16 protein-coding genes are annotated in these 19,734 nt (G+C 56.4%); 8 read left to right on the plus strand and 8 right to left on the minus strand.

Going from position 1 to position 19,734, the window contains the following annotated elements; all coding sequences use genetic code 11:
• The first annotated feature begins 12 nt into the window (after positions 1 to 12).
• The 5 genes from QP995_RS09775 to QP995_RS09795 all read left to right on the plus strand — a co-directional run bounded on the left by QP995_RS09775 (position 13) and on the right by QP995_RS09795 (position 7,832).
• Positions 13 to 3,621 carry a murein biosynthesis integral membrane protein MurJ gene (locus QP995_RS09775; protein WP_284853161.1) on the plus strand — a complete coding sequence of 1,203 codons (3,609 nt, stop codon included), beginning with the start codon at positions 13 to 15 and terminating at the stop codon, positions 3,619 to 3,621.
• Positions 3,622 to 3,856: 235 nt separating this feature from the next.
• Complete coding sequence (locus QP995_RS09780) at positions 3,857 to 4,420, plus strand: sigma-70 family RNA polymerase sigma factor (protein ID WP_224783764.1); 564 nt, start codon at positions 3,857 to 3,859, stop codon at positions 4,418 to 4,420.
• Between the two features lie 164 nt (positions 4,421 to 4,584).
• Positions 4,585 to 5,523 carry a thioredoxin-disulfide reductase gene (gene trxB / locus QP995_RS09785; RefSeq protein WP_049170102.1) on the plus strand — a complete coding sequence of 313 codons (939 nt, stop codon included), beginning with the start codon at positions 4,585 to 4,587 and terminating at the stop codon, positions 5,521 to 5,523.
• 393 nt (positions 5,524 to 5,916) lie between these two features.
• Complete coding sequence (gene trxA / locus QP995_RS09790) at positions 5,917 to 6,237, plus strand: thioredoxin (RefSeq protein ID WP_016421730.1); 321 nt, start codon at positions 5,917 to 5,919, stop codon at positions 6,235 to 6,237.
• Between the two features lie 410 nt (positions 6,238 to 6,647).
• Positions 6,648 to 7,832 carry an N-acetylmuramoyl-L-alanine amidase gene (locus tag QP995_RS09795; protein WP_048733139.1) on the plus strand — a complete coding sequence of 395 codons (1,185 nt, stop codon included), beginning with the start codon at positions 6,648 to 6,650 and terminating at the stop codon, positions 7,830 to 7,832.
• A gap of 26 nt (positions 7,833 to 7,858) precedes the next feature.
• Here the strand turns inward: QP995_RS09795 and QP995_RS09800 are convergent, their stop codons facing one another.
• The 8 genes from QP995_RS09800 to rpmH all read right to left on the minus strand — a co-directional run bounded on the left by QP995_RS09800 (position 7,859) and on the right by rpmH (position 14,384).
• Positions 7,859 to 8,812, minus strand: coding sequence for a hypothetical protein (locus tag QP995_RS09800; protein ID WP_049193106.1), 954 nt, complete (start codon positions 8,810 to 8,812; stop codon positions 7,859 to 7,861).
• Between the two features lie 11 nt (positions 8,813 to 8,823).
• Positions 8,824 to 10,101 carry a ParB/RepB/Spo0J family partition protein gene (locus tag QP995_RS09805; protein ID WP_284837527.1) on the minus strand — a complete coding sequence of 426 codons (1,278 nt, stop codon included), beginning with the start codon at positions 10,099 to 10,101 and terminating at the stop codon, positions 8,824 to 8,826.
• A gap of 21 nt (positions 10,102 to 10,122) precedes the next feature.
• Positions 10,123 to 11,079: a ParA family protein gene (locus QP995_RS09810; protein WP_016421734.1), complete on the minus strand. Its 957-nt coding sequence runs from the start codon at positions 11,077 to 11,079 to the stop codon at positions 10,123 to 10,125.
• Positions 11,080 to 11,357: 278 nt separating this feature from the next.
• Positions 11,358 to 11,993 (minus strand): 16S rRNA (guanine(527)-N(7))-methyltransferase RsmG, encoded by a 636-nt coding sequence (gene rsmG, locus QP995_RS09815; RefSeq protein ID WP_083280649.1) that lies wholly within the window; start codon positions 11,991 to 11,993, stop codon positions 11,358 to 11,360.
• Positions 11,994 to 12,318: 325 nt separating this feature from the next.
• Positions 12,319 to 13,467 (minus strand): membrane protein insertase YidC, encoded by a 1,149-nt coding sequence (gene yidC, locus QP995_RS09820; RefSeq protein ID WP_076772414.1) that lies wholly within the window; start codon positions 13,465 to 13,467, stop codon positions 12,319 to 12,321.
• An 86-nt stretch (positions 13,468 to 13,553) separates the two neighbouring features.
• Positions 13,554 to 13,886 carry a membrane protein insertion efficiency factor YidD gene (yidD, locus tag QP995_RS09825; protein ID WP_076772413.1) on the minus strand — a complete coding sequence of 111 codons (333 nt, stop codon included), beginning with the start codon at positions 13,884 to 13,886 and terminating at the stop codon, positions 13,554 to 13,556.
• Positions 13,846 to 14,226, minus strand: coding sequence for a ribonuclease P protein component (gene rnpA, locus QP995_RS09830; RefSeq protein WP_048731381.1), 381 nt, complete (start codon positions 14,224 to 14,226; stop codon positions 13,846 to 13,848). The genes yidD and rnpA overlap by 41 nt, the downstream gene beginning before the upstream one ends.
• A gap of 20 nt (positions 14,227 to 14,246) precedes the next feature.
• Positions 14,247 to 14,384, minus strand: a complete 138-nt coding sequence (rpmH, locus tag QP995_RS09835) for a 50S ribosomal protein L34 (RefSeq protein ID WP_005511646.1) — start codon at positions 14,382 to 14,384, stop codon at positions 14,247 to 14,249.
• Between the two features lie 694 nt (positions 14,385 to 15,078).
• Here rpmH and dnaA point away from each other — a divergent pair.
• From dnaA to recF, 3 genes are all read left to right on the plus strand, one after another.
• On the plus strand, positions 15,079 to 16,827 hold the full coding sequence (gene dnaA / locus QP995_RS09840; protein ID WP_187399912.1) for a chromosomal replication initiator protein DnaA: 1,749 nt from the start codon (positions 15,079 to 15,081) through the stop codon (positions 16,825 to 16,827).
• Between the two features lie 502 nt (positions 16,828 to 17,329).
• On the plus strand, positions 17,330 to 18,520 hold the full coding sequence (gene dnaN, locus QP995_RS09845; RefSeq protein WP_048731377.1) for a DNA polymerase III subunit beta: 1,191 nt from the start codon (positions 17,330 to 17,332) through the stop codon (positions 18,518 to 18,520).
• A 9-nt stretch (positions 18,521 to 18,529) separates the two neighbouring features.
• Entirely contained in the window at positions 18,530 to 19,729 is a 1,200-nt protein-coding gene (gene recF, locus QP995_RS09850; RefSeq protein WP_048731375.1) for a DNA replication/repair protein RecF, read from the plus strand.
• Positions 19,730 to 19,734 lie beyond the last annotated feature (5 nt).

Consider the following 19,734-nt stretch of genomic DNA (forward strand, 5'->3'; position numbering starts at 1 on the left):
ACAATAGGACATGTGACTGACTCAGACGCGCATAAATCTGGACTTCGAGGCCGCATTCGTCGCCCCGCGCCACCGGCTCCGGTTCCGGCGGCGCGGCCAACGGCTGAATCTCAGCCGGCCGAAGCGGCCCCGGACCTAACTCGCGTATCCGGCCATAAGGCAAATGCCGATACCGCCACTGACGCGATGACGGAATCGGCATCACCATCGCCAGCAAAGGCGGCAACTGCGACAGCAACCGCTTCCAGCGATTCCTCCGCAGGCTCGACGGCGGACGCAAATCAGGGACAGTCGAACTCGGACATCGTCGCCTCCACGGGCTCGATGGCAATCGCTACCCTGATTTCGCGCATTACGGGTTTTTTGCGAAACCTGCTCATCGGCGCGACGCTGGGTCCGGCTGTGGCTTCAGCCTTCAACGTCGCCAACACACTGCCGAACCTGATTACGGAAATCGTCCTCGGCGCAGTGCTGACTTCTCTGGTGGTGCCAGTGTTGGTGCGCGCGGAGAAGGAGGATCCAGATCACGGTGCCGCCTTCATTAGACGTCTCTTGACTGTCTCTATGACGCTGTTGGCAGTGGTGACGGTGCTGGCGGTGATAGGTGCGCCACTGTTGACCAGATTGAGCCTTAACGAGGCCGGTAAGGTCAACGTTCCGCTGGCAACGTCATTTGCGTTCTTACTATTGCCGCAGATTATCTTCTACGGCATATTTGCGCTGCTCATGGCGGTGCTAAACACCAAGGGAATCTTTAAACCCGGTGCGTGGGCACCTGTCGCCAACAACGTCGTGGCCATTGCCACGCTCTTGCTATATCTGTTCCTGCCCGGCCAATTGAGTCCGGATTCGGACGGTTCACTCTCCGATCCGCACATCCTGCTTTTGGGTCTTGGTACCACCCTGGGTGTCGTCATTCAGGCAGCCATCATGATTCCCTACCTCAAGCGCGCGGGCATTGATTTGCGTCCGCTGTGGGGTATCGACGACCGCATCAAACAGTTCACCGGCATGGGTGTCGCGATTATCACCTACGTGGCAATTTCCCAGGCTGGTTACTTCATCACCACCAATATTGCCTCGACTGCCTCCAAGGCAGCGCCGACGATTTACCAGCAGGCTTGGCTGCTGTTGCAGGTGCCCTACGGCATCATCGGCGTTACCTTGCTGACCGCCATCATGCCGCGACTGTCCCGCAATGCAGCCGACGGCAACGATGGGGCAGTGGTCCGAGATCTGTCCATCGGTACCCGCCTGACCATGATTGCGCTGGTGCCGATCGTTGCCTTCTTCACCGCATTCGGCCGCCCCATCGCCGTCGGTCTTTTCGCGTATCTGGAGTTCCCCCGCGAAACCGCAGAGATTCTCGGCTGGACGCTGTCCTTCTCGGCGTTCTCGCTTATTCCATACGCCATTGTGCTTTTGCACTTGCGTGTTTTCTACGCCCGTGAAGAGGCCTGGACCCCGACTTTCATCATCCTCGGCATTACCACCGTCAAGGTGATTCTGTCGTTCTTCGCTCCTCGTCTGGCTTCTGACGATGAGACCGTCGTCGTGTTGCTCGGTGCCGCCAACGGTTTCGGTTTCGTCGCCGGCGCAATAATTGGCTTCTTGCTCTTGCGCCGCACTCTCGGACACTTGGACAGTAAGGCGACCGTCCACACCGTGCTGTGGGCACTGGGGGCGTCGCTTGTCGGTGTCGCCGTTGCTTGGGGCGCATTCGCATTGACCGACCTTGTGCTGTTCGATTTCTTCGGTTCCTTCGGTGTGCTACTGCAGACCATCGTCACCGGCGTGGTCTTCCTCATCGGTACCGGCCTGGTGCTCGCTCAGGCTCCATTGGAAGAGGTCCGCGTTCTGGGTGGCTTCCTCGGCCGCATTCCGGGTCTACGTCGCTTTGCTCCGCAGCCTCATGCAGCCGACAATGCCGTCGCCGACCGTGAGGATATGGAGCGCGAACGTGGCTTCGCCGCTGATGCTTTCTCGATTGCCCCGTCGAACCTGATTGGCGAGGCCACGGGTCTGGCAAACGAGGGCTTCACCGCTTCGCCGCTGTTGCCGCCGATGCCGACGCAGGGTTCTCGCCCGACCCGCTATGTACCCGGCGAGATGGTCTCAGGTGGTCGTTTCCGTCTGCGTTCTGAAGTCGCGACCTACCCAGGTCTGCGCCTGTGGCGCGCCATGGATATGGGAGATCCCGACAACTCAGATGTCGCACTTGTCTTCGTCGACACGATTGCACTGCCGTACTACGACACTTCGCCATCGGTTGCCGCCCAGAAGATTGCCACGACGACCAATGAGCTGCGTGACCTGGCTGGCACCGGGATGTCCCGCATTCATAGTGTGGCGAAGACACGCACCGAGGTGCTCATCGTCGCCGACTGGACCAGCAGTATCGGTATTGAGCGGTTCGATCAGGCCGCCCACCCGGATGCCCTGGCACTCGCAATAGCATCACTTGCCGAGACAATCGCCGACGCCCACGAATCTGGGCGCTGCCTTGGCCTGACAAACAAGCCTGGACAATTGCGCATCAGCAGCGACGGCCACATCTACGACGCTTTCCCCGTCGTTTTGCCCGATAGCTCGCAACGTTCGGACTACAGCGCGTTGCTTTCTGTCATCGACGAGCTGTTCTACAGCGTGACGAACATCCCCTCCGATATTTCTGCTGCTATCGACCGCGCGAAGCAGGTTCGCCCGGAGAACTTCAACCAAAAGGAGTCGCCAGCTCGCACACTCGCGGAGGATTTGCGCACTGCAGCGCTCGGCCCCGACTCTTCGGAGTTTCTCGCAATCGACCCCGACACCGGTGCGCGCGAATCCGTCGATGCCGACGGTGTAGCCCAATCAAACGCTCGCCACACCAAGAATCGCACCCGCGCATTCAGCACCGGCGCAGTCGTTGTCGGTGTAGTCATTGTCGGTGCACTTGTCGCCGCGGGCATCTTTGGTCTGGTTAACCGTTCCTCGGACGCACCGATTAACTCCGAGTCCGTACGACGCGGCCCGGCTCCGATCACGACGCTTTCGCTTGCCGACGCTAACGAGTGGCAGGCCGACAGCGACAACCCGGCAGCCGGTCCAGACAATCCAGACATGGCTGAGCTGACCATCGATAGTGACGAGGAAAGCTTCTGGGTAACTTCGACTTACCTCAGCCAGTTCGGCAATCGTCCAGAGGACTTCAAACCTGGCGTTGGTATTCGGGTCACTCTGGATGAACCGGCAACCATTCGAGAGCTTAAGGTCGCGGCGACCCCGGGCGCACACATTGAAGTTCGCGGCCTACGAGATGCCGACTCGACGAACTTGGATGACACAACGGTTCTCGGAAGCGCTACTGCCACCTCAGGTACGACGACCATCGAAATCGATAGCCGCGACACTGAGTGGAAGAACCTTGTTGTCTGGATCTCCGGCTTGCCGACGGCTGCGGAAGCGGTAGCCGACAGCGACTCAGACACTGACGCTGATACAGATGCTGATACAGATGCTGAGTCGCAGAATTCCGATGCGGACAACCCACTTGTCGGCGACCGCAATCTGGCTGAGCAATCTCCGGATTCGTTGCTGCCAGTTGCTATTGGCGACATTCAGGTGCGTGGTACGGAATAACGCTCTGAGCTTGCCTTAGGTGGCAACAGTTCAAGTTGTCCCAAGTTATCCACAGCTACTGGGACGTTTTGAAATTCATCCACAGCCCGCGGTCTCCACGGCAGTTTTGCCAAGCGGAGAGCGCGGGTTTCGTGTTTGCATAGGAGCCATGAACTTTGGGGGAAGAAATCGAATTGGGGACAGTCACCGTAAGGCCCGCATGGGTCGGCGACTGGGGGATTGTGGCGTCGTCGGTATGCAAAAGCATGCATCTGCGGACGAGGTCGATCGTGAATTATTGAAGGCGCACCTGGCGGGGGATCGTCGCGCGTTCGCGGTGTTGGCACGGCGTTATTATCCGCAGTTGGTAGCGATGGCGCGGCGCTATCGTCGGGATGATTTCGATCCCTTGGATGGGGTACAGGAGGGGCTGGCGCGGGCAATTGCGGGGGCGGCGAATTTTCGCGGGCGTTCGACGGTGGCGACGTGGCTGACGTGCATCGTGAAGAATGCGTGTATTGACCACAACCGCGGTCGTTTCGGGGAGATCCCTCTCTGCGATAAGGAGGAGGATTTTGAGACGTTTATGAGTTCACAGCCGATTCCCTGCCCGGATGTTCCGCTACGTGTGACTATGGCCGCCGCATTGGAGCAGCTGCCAACGGATCAACGGGATGCCCTGCTGTACTTGGACATCTTTGGATATTCGCTGCAGGAGACCTCTCGCAGTATTGGGCAGCCGAGCGGGACGTTGAAGTCTCGGCGGGCGCGGGCGCGTCGTACGCTTCGGCGACAATTGGAAGAAGTGCAGGTGGCCTAACAACTGCGGAGCAGGGGAGAGGCTGGGGGAATAGAGATGGCTAACCTCACGTTGGTTGAGGTGGCTGGTTCCGGTAATTTCTTTCCCGGAGCTGAAAAATTTGCTTACTACTGAGCATCACTGTGCGCCATGTGATGTGAGAGATAAAAATTATAGGAGTCTTCATGAGCGATATCGTTCACGACCTGATCATCGTCGGTTCCGGTCCCGCCGGTTACACGGCTGCCACCTACGCAGCCCGTGCCGACCTGAAGCCTGTGGTGTTCGAGGGCATCGAGTTTGGCGGCCTGCTTATGACGACTACCGATGTGGAGAACTACCCAGGTTTCTCCGAGGGCATCATGGGCCCAGAGCTGATGGATCAGATGCGCGCACAGGCAGAGCGCTTCGGCGCTGACCTGCGCATGGAGATTGTCGATCGCATGGATCTCACCGGCGATATCAAGTCTGTCTGGGTTGGCGAAGAAGAGCACAAGGCTCACGCTGTCATCCTGGCAACCGGTGCCGCTCCGCGTTATGTCGGTGCTCCGGGTGAGCAGGCGCTGCTTGGTCATGGTGTCAGCGCCTGTGCCACCTGTGATGGTTTCTTCTTCCGCGACCACGATATCGCCGTCATCGGCGGCGGTGACTCCGCAATGGAAGAGGCAACCTTCCTTACCAAGTTCGCCCGCTCGGTGACGATTGTCCATCGCCGCGATGAGTTCCGTGCGTCGAAGATCATGGTCGAGCGCGCGCAGAACAATGACAAGATTCGCTTTGCGACGAACAAGGTTGTGTCCCAGGTTCTTGGTGAGGACAAGGGTTCGGTTACCGGTCTCGAGCTGGAAGACACCGTCACTGGTGAGAAGTCCGTCCTGGATGTGACTGCCATGTTCGTAGCAATTGGCCACGAGCCACGTTCGCAGATGGTTCGCAATCAGCTGGATTGCGATGAGAATGGCTACATTCAGGTAGCCGCTCCGAGCACCCAGACCTCTCTCAAGGGCGTCTTTGCGGCGGGCGATGTTGTTGACTCGCATTACCAGCAGGCAATTACCGCCGCTGGTTCTGGCTGCAAGGCTGCGCTGGATGCTGAGCACTACTTGGAAACTGTTACTCGGTAGATGACAGCAGGGCAGTCGCACTAGCTGGATAAACACCTAATAGTTGGGGTATCGCAATTGTTGGATAAGCCCTACGATTGCAGATATCCAACTATGGGGAATATCCGATAGTCGGTAAGCCCAATTGTTGTTAGCTGTAGCTCAATCAGGGTGCAGCGGGACGTGTTATAGCCCGGTACGCCCCGTACTCATCGAGCACTTGCAGCGTTCTCAAGAACACCATTAATTAACAATTTAGTACTTCACTCGCACCACCGGAAGCCCTAATTTTTGACGCCTTGAGCGCCAAATCCGTACGCGAGGCTGAAGAAGCTAGGTTGAAAAATTAGAATCAAGACCACAAAACAAAACCACTAAGAACTCAAACGAGCTCATTCTAAGGAGAAGAATTTCATGGCTCCGGTAACCGTCACCGCCAACACCTTTAAGTCCGATGTCCTCGAATCCGATAAGCCGGTGCTTGTTGATTTCTGGGCAGAGTGGTGTGGCCCGTGTAAGAAGATTGCTCCCGTTTTGGACGAGGTTGCGACCGAGCTCGATGGCAAGGCCGTCATCGCCAAGGTCAACGTCGATGAGGAGCGTGCACTGGCTGGCATGTTCCAGATTATGTCCATCCCAAGCCTGCTCCTATTCAAGGACGGCAAGAAGGTCGAAGAGATTCGCGGAGTCCGCCCGAAGGGCGAAATCACGTCGCTCATCGAAAAGCACCTTTAAAAGAACTTGGGGTTGCTCCTTATCCGATACGAGGTTACGACTGCCCACCCGTCACTTCGCTACTGCCACCTTCGTTGGACACACCCCATTATGATGTGACTGAAGTTGTGGTTGTGATTTAGAGTTAGTCCTGGGGTTCTGCCGTCGGGCTAGCCGACGCGCCCTCGTAACAATCAATTCGCGCCTGCGACCTGGTAATCTTGCTGGAAATGGCGGTTTACGTCTTCCTTAATACCGTGAAGGAACCAGGTTGCCGCCAACTTGAGAGGTATTGCTGACCATATCCTCTGAGAGTGCGCGGGATTTCTTAACTGAAGTTTCGTTTAGCTCACTGGCCAGTAATACTGATTAAGTGTTGTGAGGACCCACAACGGCCTAAACATAATTGTGGAGTTCGGAAGGGAGTTTTCGTGCCAGAGTTTCTGAAGGTGGGCGATAGGTCACCTCGTGTAGCCGAGGTACGTTCTACCCTGGCTCGTCTTGGGCTTCTGCCCAATTGGGAGGGCTCAGCCGCGGAGGAGAACTCGCCTCAGTGGTCTGGTGACGATGACCTCTTTGATGAGGACATGCGCAACGCTCTTCTGGCGTTCCAACAGTCCCGCGGTGTCTATGCCGACGGGATTATCCGCGACAGCACCCTGCGCCTACTGCGAGAAGCCTCGTACACTCTGGGCACCCGCGTACTGTCCTACGATCCACTGTCACAAATGACCGGTGAGGACGTAGGCGTTCTCCAAGCTACCTTGCAGGAACTCGGCTTCCACGATGCCCGAGTAGACGGCCACTTTGGCCCGAAGACCGATGCCTCTGTACGTGAATACCAGCTCAATTACGGGCTGGAGCCCGACGGTATCTGTGGTCCCGTTACTCTCCGGGCGCTCAGCTACTTGGGCAGGAGGGTTACTGGTGGCTCTGTAAACGCCTTCCACGAGAAGGAAATACTGCGCACGATGGGGCCGAAGCTCTCTGGAAAGCGCATTGTCATTGATCCAGGTCTTGGGGCAGGGGAGCCCGGCATTGTGGTCGACGGCCCTTACGGTCAGATTTCTGAAGAAGAGATTCTTTGGGATTTGGCCTCTCGCATTGAGGGTCGCCTTGTCGCGGCAGGTGCAGAGACTATTCTGTCTCGTCCTCGTACCGACAATCCGTCCATCGAGGATCGCGCTGAGATGGCCAACGCATTTGGCGCTGACGTCTTCATCTCCCTGCAGGCTGACCACTATCACAACAACCGCGCCAGCGGTATTGCGACCTTTTACTTTGGCTCGATGAAGGGCTCCAACTCCATTCTTGGCGAACAGCTCTCTGGCCTTATTCAGCGGGAGATTGTTGCCCGTACGAGCCTGGTGGACTGCCGCTCGCACGCCCGTACCTGGGATCTCCTCCGTCTGACCAGGATGCCCACGGTGGAAGTCGCCGTTGGTTACCTGACCAACGAGGATGACGTCGCAATTCTTTCTTCCCCAGATCAGCGGGACGTAATTGCCGAATCTATCGTTGTCGCTGTAAAGCGTCTGTACCTGGGCGATGAAGAGCAGCAGCCAATGACCGGCGCTTACAGCTTTGCGCAGCTGATTGAAGAGGAAAAAGCCTAAACACGGCTGACCAATGAAACCCAGCGCTAAAGACTGAACAGCTTTGAGCGCATAAAGGGTTCTTTCGCACTTAGATCCAACGCATGGCCGATTTCTTCGTCCCAGTCCAATTCCGCATCCAACTCGATACGGAGTTTCGGATGAATCGGATGTGGAGTCACCACCCGAAACCCGGAGTCAAGAAGGATTCGCGTACGAATCAAATCACCGGCGTTATGGTTAATCGCCGCCAACGAATCTGAAATACACGGCTTTGGATTCAGCTTTTCTTCGAGTTGCGCCTCGAAATCAGCAATTAGATTCTCCGTACCGTCGTCAGGCGTTGGCGACGACGGCGTGGATGCCGACATAGAATCCGCCGTGCCACTACAACCAAACGCTTCTACCGCTGAAATCCCGCGCAGCGCGAGCTTGTGCAGAGCGGTCACAATGAGCACGCGGAGCATGTCATCGTCAACCTCTAAAGCGTTGTAATGCAGACTCGTCAGCGCAATCGCATCCGGCGATATTGGTCCGGAAGGCATGGAAAATGTCGTCGGGCAGAAGCGTGGCGGAGCAAAGAGCAGCGTGCCGACGGTCTCAGGTTTCCCATCGATAAGTGATGCCGGTGGCTTTCGTCGTAGTGAATATCCGCACGGTCCCCAGGAAAGGTAGACGGTATTGAGCCATGCTTCCTTCTCCAAGCGCACCTGGGCGGCTAAATCAGGGCTTAAATCGCCATTTAAGAGGCTTTCACTAGCTCCGCCTGGCCGAGTAGGGGGTTGGCCGTCCGAATGCTTTAAATCACCGTTGAGCGCTTCATCCTCTTCTGGCGTGCTGGGGTCCAAATTAGGTTCGCGCGGCTCAGTCGAGAACTGGGGTAGGGCAGTTGCTGTACGGATATGCTCCATGCCCTGTTCCCAAAACAGGCTTAACATCGTCTCTGGATAGATTCCTTCGATGTCGGCCAGCGAAATTTTCTCGATGAATACTTCAGTCACAGTAACCGGGTTTACTCTTCGTCGAGATGCATCAGTGACATGATGCGATCAAAGTCCTCGAGGTTGCCGAATTCGATAACGATTTTGCCCTTACGCTTGCCCATCTGGGCAGTCACCTTCGTATCAAAAGAATTGGACAGGCGGTCAGCCCAATTGTGAAGGACCTCCGGCTGCGGAGTGGGCTCGCGGTGCTGCTTTTTCGGTCGCTCGCCGGCATTGAGTAATGTCACTGCTTCTTCGGTCGCACGGACGGATAGTCCTTCAGCAACAATTCGCTCGGCGAGGCGCTGCTGTTCTTCCTTACCTGCCTTAACTCCAAGCAAGGCACGTGCGTGACCAGCCGACAGAACACCGACCGCTACTCGTCGCTGTACCTCCACCGGCAACTGCAAGAGTCGAATCATGTTGGTAATAACGGGCCGCGAGCGACCGATTCGATCCGCCAGCTCTGCCTGAGTTACACCAAACTCTTCGAGTAGCTGCTGGTACGCAGCGGCCTCTTCGAGTGGGTTCAGCTGAACGCGATGGATGTTCTCTAGTAGGGCATCGCGAAGCATGTCCTGGTTTGGAGTATCGCGAACGATGGCGGGAATCGTGTCGACCCCAGCTCGCTGAGAAGCACGCCAGCGCCGTTCACCCATGATGATTTCAAACTCGGGTTGCGGCGCGTTCGGATCTTCCTTGCGCGCTGCCTCGAGTGCGGCCGCACGACTATCCTCAGAGATTGGTCGTACGATAATCGGCTGCAATAAACCGAACTCACGAATAGAGTGAGCGAGCTCATTCAGGGGCTCCTCATCGAAGACCTCTCGTGGCTGCTTCGGGTTCGGCGTAATCAGCTTCAAGTTGATCTCGCGATAGGTCGCGCCAAACTCGTTTGCGGCCGAAGTGTCAACATCGGTCGGCTCGGCGCCGCTATGGTCCGCTACTCCCAATGTCGTCGAGGGCGATGTTTCACGTGAAACATCGCTAGACTTACCAATAGTCTTATTGTCACTGTGACGTTTCTGCGCCTCATTGGTATGAGGCTTGCTCTGGCCGGATTTTGCAGATTTTCCGGCGTTTTTCCCTTCAGTCAACGAGGTGCCGGATCCCGTCGCGGCTGCCCCCAGTACGTCGGCAACTCCGCTACTTCCAGGCTGCTTCGTCCCCTGGGTACGGCGGGGACCGAAGATAATATCCGCGGCACTCTCACCTACCGAGGGGTTAGCCGCCGGAGCAGTTGGGATCAGCGCGGCGATACCGCGACCGAGCCCTCCCTTGCGGTTCTCCTTTTTTTGATTCGACATCGGTTACTACTCCTAGTGGCTTTAATTTGTCTCAGTGGAATTGGACGGGGTAGGGGAGGAAGCTGGTTTTTGCCCAATCGCACTTCCACCCGGAACTGCTGAATAGTCGCCACGCGTTGCCAATTCCTTCGCGGCGTCAAGATAAGCAACTGCGCCCCGAGACCCTGGATCGTAGGAAATTACGGTCTGCGAATATCCCGGAGCCTCCGATACCTTCACGGATCGAGGGATGAGATTACGTAGCACAACCTCACCGAAGTAGTTACGAACCTCATTGGCAACTTCTTCCGAAAGCTTGGTGCGGCCATCGAACATAGTGAGCAGCACAGCAGAAATATGTAGCTCCGGATTGAGATGCTGACGAATCATCTGCACGTTATTCATCAGCTGAGTCACACCCTCCAAGGCGTAAAACTCACACTGAATCGGGATCAAAACCTCGTTGGCGGCAGTCATCGAATTCAGAGTCAACAGACCGAGCGAAGGAGGGCAGTCAATAATGAGAAAGTCAAAGCCGTTGTCAATCAGGTACTGATCTGACACTGCATCGAGAAGTCGGCGCTCACGGTTCAGGAGCGAGACCAGCTCAATCTCGGAGCCCGCCAAGTCCAACGTCGCTGGCACACAAAAGAGATTCTCAGATTCAGGGGAACGCTGGATGACATCGTCAATCTGTAGTTCGCCAATTAGAAGCTCATACGTCGACGGGGTCCCGGAAACATGCTCAATCCCCAGGGCCGTAGAAGCATTTCCCTGCGGGTCATTATCGATGACTAGCACCTTGAGACCATGTCGCGCGAGCGCCGACGCGATGTTGACTGCCGAAGTGGTCTTGCCCACGCCACCCTTCTGGTTGGCGATAGTAATACGGCGCGGGCGTTCGGGGCGTGGAAGCGATAAACGGTTCGGGGCCTTAACTTGCGCTGCCCGTTGAGCTGCCGCAGCGATGGGTGTGTCTTGCCAGGACTTCCGGCTCATTAACTATTCCCCTTACAAGCACAGCAATCACCAATCATGGCCACTGGAGTGCGAATAAAAACTTAGTAACTATCTGCAAAAGCGTAATCATCAAGCCCCAACAAGCGTTAGACGCCGACGATTGTGGAAATGTTTCACGTGAAACATCCACCTTGGCCGGTAGGACTTTGCCATACCGCGATACTTATCCCACTCTAGCCCGACGGCACTACGCGCCTCAATGTCGAAACCAAAACACAAGCGAACCGGCAGTGGAGTAGGGGAGGGGGACTTACAACCTACTTCTTCTGAATAATCACGGCGTACGTCGAAGTTCTCAACACGGAACCGCCAACCTCTACAACGCGGGGATTAGTTCCCTTCGCCTTGGCAATAAGCTTTGCGTCCCGATCAATCTCCTCTTGCGCAGTTCCACCCTTCAGTGCAACCATCGCGCCTCCGGATTTAACTAAAGGAAGCGACCAGCCCGCCAATTTCCCAAGAGGGGCAACAGCGCGAGAAGTGACGACATCTACTTGGCCAACCTCAGCGCGAACCACTTTCTCCTCAGCGCGGCCGCGAACCACGGTCACATTGTCCAGCTCGAGATCTTCCACAACTTCGTTCAAAAAAGTCGTACGGCGCAGCAATGGTTCTACAAGAACCACCTTCAAATCTGGTCGTGCAAGAGCAAGCGGAATCCCGGGCAAGCCTGCCCCCGAACCAATGTCCGCAACTACAAGCCCTTTGCCTATCGCTTCTCCAACTACCGCAGAATTGATAATGTGCCGATCCCACAGCTTTGGAGTTTCACGTGGCCCAATCAAACCTCGGACTGTAGCCTCCTCAGCCAACCAGGAATGGTAGCGGTATGCTCGATCGGCATTCTCTCCAAACACGGTATCTATCACCGAACGCAAATCAGCATCGACCAAACCGGCGGAGGCTTCTTGCTTATCGACGTCCTTCTCGGGGTTACTCAACAGTTCCACTAACCTTTCTTGCACAATGGGGCAGCTGTGCCGTCACCCGTCGAGCTTTTCACTACCCCTAGTGTACGACAGTGCAACAGCGATGTTTCACGTGAAACATTGATCAAAGTTGGATGCCAAACTCCAGGCCCCGGAGAAAATTACATGCCTGTAATAACAGTGACGTTGTTTGCTCGATAGAGCACCAAGGCAAGCAAAAACGCCCCGCATCAACTGCGGGGCGTTTCGATTAATTAACTTATGTAGACGAAGGGCGATTCCACTTCAGCTATTTCTTTTTCCGCTTCCGGTTCTTCCGATTTGCGGGTTTCTGTCCTGGCGCTGGCTTCGAGGCTGGGCCCTGCTGTCCCTTCCCCGAATTACCATCCGGAAGATGGCTAGAAGCCTTGTTCGCTGCAGAGGCCTGACCGGACTGCGCCTGCTGCGCATTCTGCGCTGCCTGACGCTTGCCACCCTTCTTCGGATTGATTGGCTTCTGGCCAACCTTCGGAGCGAGTTTCTCCTGTGCCTCGCGCTTGGCAGCCTTCTTAGCTGCGACAGCTTCCTTCTCTTCCTCATCCAGCTTGCCGAAGATGTAGCGCTGCTGGAAGTAGGTCCAGACGTTGTTAGTCACCATGTAGACAAGAAGGCCGATGTGCCAGAAAGCACCGGTAACAAGAATCATGATTGGGAAGAACCAAAGCATCATCTTGTTCATCATGTCCATCTGCTGACCCATAACGCCTTCCTGGCGCTTCACCAGACCGGCTTCCTGGCGGGCACGCGTGCGGTCAACAGACATGCGAGCGTTGAAGTGCGTTGCAAGTGCCGCGATAACAATCAGCGGAATGGCAACGATCATGATGTCCATGCGGGTGAAGTCCGCAGGCGTACCAGGCACAGTAAAGGCTGCGTATTGATCCTCACCCATACCAACCGAACTGGACAGTGGAGCATTGAGCACACGAGCCAGCAGGAAGGACCGCACCTCATCTACGCCGAAGATGTAGTTAGGCGTATTCCAGTTCTGTTCCACCGACATGCCGAGCGCATTGCCCGACGTACCCGTTCGGTTGAACGAACGCAGCACGTGGAAAAGACCAATGAACACAGGCATCTGAACCAGAATCGGCAGACAGCCGCCGAGCGGGTTGACACCCATTTCCTTCTGTAGCTGGCGCATAGCAAGGGCCTGCGCCTGCTGATCGTTCTTGTACTTCTCCTTGATCGCCTGCATCTCAGGAGCGAGTTGCTGCATCTTGATGGCAGAACGCTGCTGGTTCAGCATCGGCTTAAACAGGAGGATACGGATGGTGACCACAAGCAAAATAATGGCCAGCACCCAGGAGATACCCGAGGAGGGATCGAATAGGAAACCTGAGGCCTTATGCCAGAACCACAGGATGGCCGAAATCGGCACATACACGAAATTGAGCACGGTCTAAGATCACTCCGTTCTTTAGGGGACAGCGCACTCGCGCCTTCGTCTACAAAGCCCCGTCAAAGGCTAAGCATTACTAGAGGTTACCTGTGCATTCGCCTCAACCACGAACCCAGGCCGGGGAATGTGGCAGGAACTGGATCCCAGCCACCCGGATGCCAGGGTGCGCAACGGAAGATGCGCAAGAGAGTCAGCCACAGGCCACGAATAGCTCCGAAACGGCGCACAGCCTCAAGACCATATGCGGAGCACGTCGGTTCAAAACGACATGTGCTCGTGGGCTTCAGATTAGAGATACGACGGCGGTAGAAGAGAATCGCCCTCTCAGCCACACGTGCGCCGGGGGTCTGAGCGAGGGGGCCGTCGTCAAGCGAATTAGCGCCGACGTTCGTATGTGGCGAGTGCCGATTGCACATCGTGGGACAGCTCCTGGCTGGTGGCTGTGGCAGATGCAGGCAGCGCGCGAACGACAATGTCCATGGTGGACGGAAGATTCTGCGCGGCCGCGGCCATAACATGGCGGAGCTTGCGGGATACAGCGTGACGAGTCACGGCGTTGCCCACAGCTTTAGATACGACAAGACCGACACGCGGACCACCAAACCTGGCAATCTGCGTATCGGTCTTATCTTCACCGCCAGAAGCGGCGGTGTCACGAATATGCAAGACCAAGGTCTTGCGTCCGATTCGGCGTCCACGTCGTACGGTGACCGTGAAGTCACGCGAAGAACGCAGCTTATTGCTCTGAGGGAGCACCGAAATCGGTGTCCTCTTGCTTAAGCGGACAGGCGGGCACGGCCCTTGCTGCGGCGTGCTGCCACAACGGCGCGACCGGAACGGGTACGCATACGGGTACGGAAGCCGTGCACGCGTGCACGACGGCGGTTATTCGGCTGGAACGTCCGCTTCGACACGGTTGACACTCCTTGAAACTCAAACGACCACGAGTCCACGCTGAACACACCGCAGTAAACTCCTCGCTTCGAGTGCGAGGCAGCGATGCGTCTGACGCATTCCCGTGATGCACGGAAAAATTACTTACCGACAGATTGAAAGCTACATGCGTTCTGTCGGGTCCAAGCACAAGCTCGGACTCATATCTCAATGGATATGAAACACCCAGATAGGTTACGTCGAATCGAGCGAGAAATTCAAATCAACACGCCGGATTTACCTGGAGAATCATTTTCCAAGTTTTCCGACGGTACCGATGTTGACCTGTGGAAATACTAACCTATGCACTGCAATCCACAGGGCGTTTATCCCATCAGCTGTGGATAACTTCCACACCATGAATCACAGCGAGCAGGGGAAATAACGTGTTTACCTAGGTAAACGCAGACTAGGGGGCTATTTTTCATTGTGGGCAAACTGTGGATAAACTGTTAGTCAATTAGCGACAAGGTTTATCCACAGGTGTGGACAAACATGTGGAAGTCCTGCTCGGGGCGTATAGCACCTTGTGTAGAAACACCCCACAGGGCGAATTACAAGAAATAGCCCCCAAATGGGCAGATATGGCGCTCTCGCCATGCCAAAAACACTCCACAAAAACAGGTCGCCTCGATAAATTTGATGAACGTAAACATGTAAAAGGACATTCACACAGTGAGCGAACAACCAGAATTGCCAGGTGGACTCTGGGAGCAGGTCGTTTCTATCCTGACTTCACCAGAAGGTGCGCCGGAGTTGGGCATTGCACCACTACGCCCGCCACACAAGGCACTGCTGCGGTCAGTGACGCACACTGGTGACTTTCCAGGTTTTTTCCTGCTCAGCACTCAATCGCCAGTGGTGCAGGCACTGGTAAAAGAAGAGCTCAAGGGCATTATCGAGGCCGTCTTAGCCTCGCTGACCGGCGAGGAGTTGGAAACGGTCATCACCGTTGCCGATCCTGCTGACGACGCTGAAGATAGCCAGGCAGCAGAGACCGCTCAACCATCTGCACAGCACTCGGGGCAGATGCCATCTGCAGCTTCGCGTCCGCAGCAGGCTCAGCGTCAACAGCCAAACCAGCAGCACCAGCAGCAATCTGGCCGCAACTACCCGTTCCCCAGTGCAGATACGAACGACTTCAATCTCCACGAGCAGCACCAGGGATCGACGCAGACGCCACAGGTGTCGCAGACGCACCAGCCGAATGTCCATAATCAGCAGAGTGCCCAGTCACAACGCCGATCGATGGACGCCGTAGATTCGATGGCCCAGGGGCTTTCGCACTCATCTGCCGAGAATCCGATGACTATTGCTGATCAGCGCCAGGTCACAAGTCCTTTCCGTTCCGAGAGCCACGGCACTCCAACCGAGATGAGCATGCCTTTCGAGGAGCCCACCCTCAACCCGAACTACACCTTCGAGACCTTCGTTATTGGTCCGCAGAACAAATTCGCCGCCGCAGCCGCCGTCGCTGTTGCAGAGTCTCCGGGGCGCACCTACAACCCGCTGTTTATCTCCGGCGGTTCGGGTCTTGGCAAGACGCACCTGCTCCACGGCATTGGTCACTACGCCAAGCATTTGTACCCTAACCTGCGGGTTCGTTACGTTTCCTCGGAAGAGTTCACCAACGACTTCATTAATTCCGTGCGTGACGACGCCCAGGAATCCTTCAAGCGTCGCTACCGCGATTTGGACATGCTCATCATCGATGACATCCAGTTCTTGGAGGGCAAGGAAGGTACACAGGAAGAGTTCTTCCATACGTTCAATGCCCTGCACCAGTCCAATCACCAAATTGTGCTGTCGTCGGACCGCCCACCACGCGAGCTTAAGACCCTGGAGGATCGCCTTCGTACCCGCTTCCAGTGGGGGCTCAATCCGGATCTGCAATACCCGGACTTGGAGACGCGAATCGCAATTCTGTCGAAGAAGGCACAGCTGTCTGATTTGGTCGTTCCGCATGATGTACTCCAGTACATCGCGGAGAACACCTCGTCTTCTATTCGTGAGCTCGAGGGGCGTCTCCTGCAGATTAGTGCTCACGCATCCATGATTCATGAGCCTGTGACCTTGAAGTTTGCGCAGGAGATCCTCGGTGCCGACGAAATCGAGGTGCAGATTACCCCGGAGATCATCATCTCCACCACGGCTGAGTACTTCGACTTAACGGTTGCGGATTTGGTGGGCCCGGGTAAGACTCGCCCGGTCGCTCATGCACGCCAGATCGCGATGTACCTGACGAGATCCTTCACCGAACTTTCGTTGCCGTCGATTGGCCGGGAGTTCGGAAATCGTGACCATTCGACGGTTTTGCACGCTGAACGCAAGATTGTTAAGGAAATTCAGGAGAAAAAGCCCTCAAAGGACCAGGTCAACGACCTGACTACACGCATTCGTGACCGAGCTCGCGGCACGGCTTAAAAACCTTGGGCTCGGCGTGCGGAATTCTTGTTATTAACTGCGGTTTTTCCGTGCACAGAGCTGTGGACAACTCGTAAATTTTGTGGATGAAAGATGAAGCCCGAACACTATCCACAGACACCCCAAGTTATCCACAGTTAGACGCACTGGTTATCCACAGCTCGAAACCAGTGAAGACCAGCGGGAATCATGTAATTTCACAATGTGCACACCCCCTATTACTACTCCCGACTTTAAAAATCTCTAGAAACTTCTAGGTAAAAGGGGGCCTGCGCACAACCTCGGGCAAACAACCTCTGGCGCACAACTTCATAAATGCCAAGAACGAGTAAGAACTACGATCAAGCACTAGACGGACTACAAGAATCCCAGTGAGGTCTTTGGCAGTCTGCAGTAGAGTTGTACGATGGAATCTTTGTAACTCCAGTCATGTGCGCTGACATAGCGTGCTGACAACACAAAAGACGGCTAATAACAGACATCCAATACCGGTGGAGGAACGATGGAGCAGACCGAAGTCCGTATTCGCGCGGCTAAGGACGATCTCGCGGGTGCGGTGAGCTGGGTTGCTCGTAACCTGCCTGCACGCCCGACTCAGCCGATTCTGCGTGGCATGATTTTTCTCGCGGATGACAATGGTCTGCAGCTCGCTGGCTATGACTACGAGGTCTCGACTCAGATTCGTATTAGCGCAGAGGTCGATGAGCCCGGTCGCTTCGCCGTCAATGGAAAGTTGGTTTCTGACATTGTCTCTAAGCTGCCGAATAAGCAGGTAGAGATGCACTTTGATGGCACGAAGGTCATCGTTCGCTGTGGTTCTTCCCGCTTCGAACTGCCAAGTCTGACCTTGGAGGATTACCCGCAGCTACCAGAAGCTCCGGCTGCTACCGGCACTGTCGATGCCGCTCTGTTGGCTGAGGCTATTGGTCAGGTCGCTATCGCTGCCGGCAAGGATGAGTCGCTGCCGATGCTGACCGGCATCCGGATGGAAACCGAAGGTAACGAGGTCACTCTCGCTGCCACCGACCGTTTCCGCCTGGCGGTTCGCAGTTTCGAGTGGGAGCAGATCCCGGAGGGGGAGACCAAGCTGCTCATCCCGGCAAAGACCTTCGCGGAGACTGCCCGCACTCTCGATACCACTTCCAGCGAGCCAGTGACCTTGGCATTCGGCGACGGATCTGATGATCGTGAGGTCGGCTCCGAAGGTCTGCTGGCTATCCTCGCCGATCCTCGTCGCACTACCACGCGACTGCTGGACGCCGAGTTCCCGAAGTTCCGTCCGCTGCTGCCGAAGCAGCATTCCTCCATGGCTGTTGCTCGTGTTGACCAGCTGCAGGATGCCATCCGTCGTGTGTCTCTGATGGCGGATCACGGTGCGCAGATTCGCATGGACTTCTCCGATGGCCAGGTTGTCCTTTCCGCTCATGGCGACGAGGTCGGTCACGCAGAAGAGACTGTGGCCTGCAACTTCTATGGGGAACCACTTCTGATCGCCTTCAACCCGCAGTACCTGCTCGAGGGGCTCAGCGCTGTTCGCTCCCACCGCGTTCTGCTGGGCTTTACGCAGCCGTCGCGTCCCGCGATTCTCATTCCAGAGCCGGAAGCTATCCCGGAGCTCGGTGAGGACGGCTTCTACCCAACGCCGGAGACCGACTTCACTTACCTGCTGATGCCTGTGCGCCTGCCGGGCTAGTTTGCGGCTATGCACATTCGGTATTTGTCCTTGCGGGACTTCCGCTCCTGGCCGGAGTTGGAAGTCGAGTTCACGCCTGGAATTACCGTATTTACCGGGCAAAATGGCTACGGCAAGACCAATATTGTCGAGGCCGTTGGATATCTCTCCACGCTCGGCTCGCATCGAGTGTCTACGGATGCTCCGCTGGTTCGTTCGGGGACCCCGTCGGCACGCATTTCGGCGACGGCGGTCAATGATGGCCGCGAGCTGACGGCGCATCTGCTCATCAATCCGCATCGCGCGAATCAGGCGCAGATCAATCGCACGCGGCTGAAGTCTCCGCGGGAGCTGCTGGGGATCGTTAAGTCGGTCTTTTTCTCGCCCGAGGATCTCACGCTGGTCAAGGGCGAGCCCGCTTCCCGTCGCCGATACATCGATGATTTGCTCGCTTTACGACGGCCACTGTCCGCCGGTATCCGCATTCAATATGACAAGATTTTGCGTCAGAAGAATGCGCTGCTGAAGTCGGCGGGCTCGACGCTGCGCCGTGGCTATTCTTCCTCGGAGGGGCAGGCCGCACTGAGCACGCTGGATACCTGGGATGCGCAATTGGCGCAGGTGGGAGCGGCTTTAATGGCTGCGCGCATGGATTTGATCGCCGAGCTTTCCGAGCATGTCAGCGAGGCCTATGCCACGCTTGCCCCGCACTCGCGCCCAGCCACGATTGCCTATGCGCCGAAGGTCGACAGTCTGGATGGCGGGCCATTGCCCAGCGAACCGGAGCTGCTCGAGGCACTGCTGCTGACGAAGATGGCGGAGCGCCGCACCGCGGAGATTGAGCGCGGTTCCTGTCTCGTTGGTCCGCATCGCGATGATCTCAACCTCATTCTCGGCAATGACCCCGCCAAGGGCTTCGCTAGCCACGGCGAGACCTGGTCTTTTGCACTCGCGCTGCGTCTCGGCGCGTACTTTTTGCTCCGTGCCGATGGGCCCGACCCGATCTTGGTGCTTGACGACGTGTTTGCGGAGCTCGACCGGCATCGTCGGGAAGCTCTCATGGAAATCGCGCAGCAGGCTGAGCAGGTGTTGATCACCTCGGCGGTGGGAGAGGAGTTGCCTCAGGCACTGGTCGAGGATTCTTCGGTGACCCATCACACGGTAACGGTGGCGCAGACTGAGCAGGGGCGAATCTCACTGCTGGATGAAAACCCAGTCGCGGAAGAGTGACGGGT

It is taken from the genome of Corynebacterium sp. MSK032 (assembly GCF_030232065.1).
Classification (GTDB): domain Bacteria; phylum Actinomycetota; class Actinomycetes; order Mycobacteriales; family Mycobacteriaceae; genus Corynebacterium; species Corynebacterium jeikeium_D.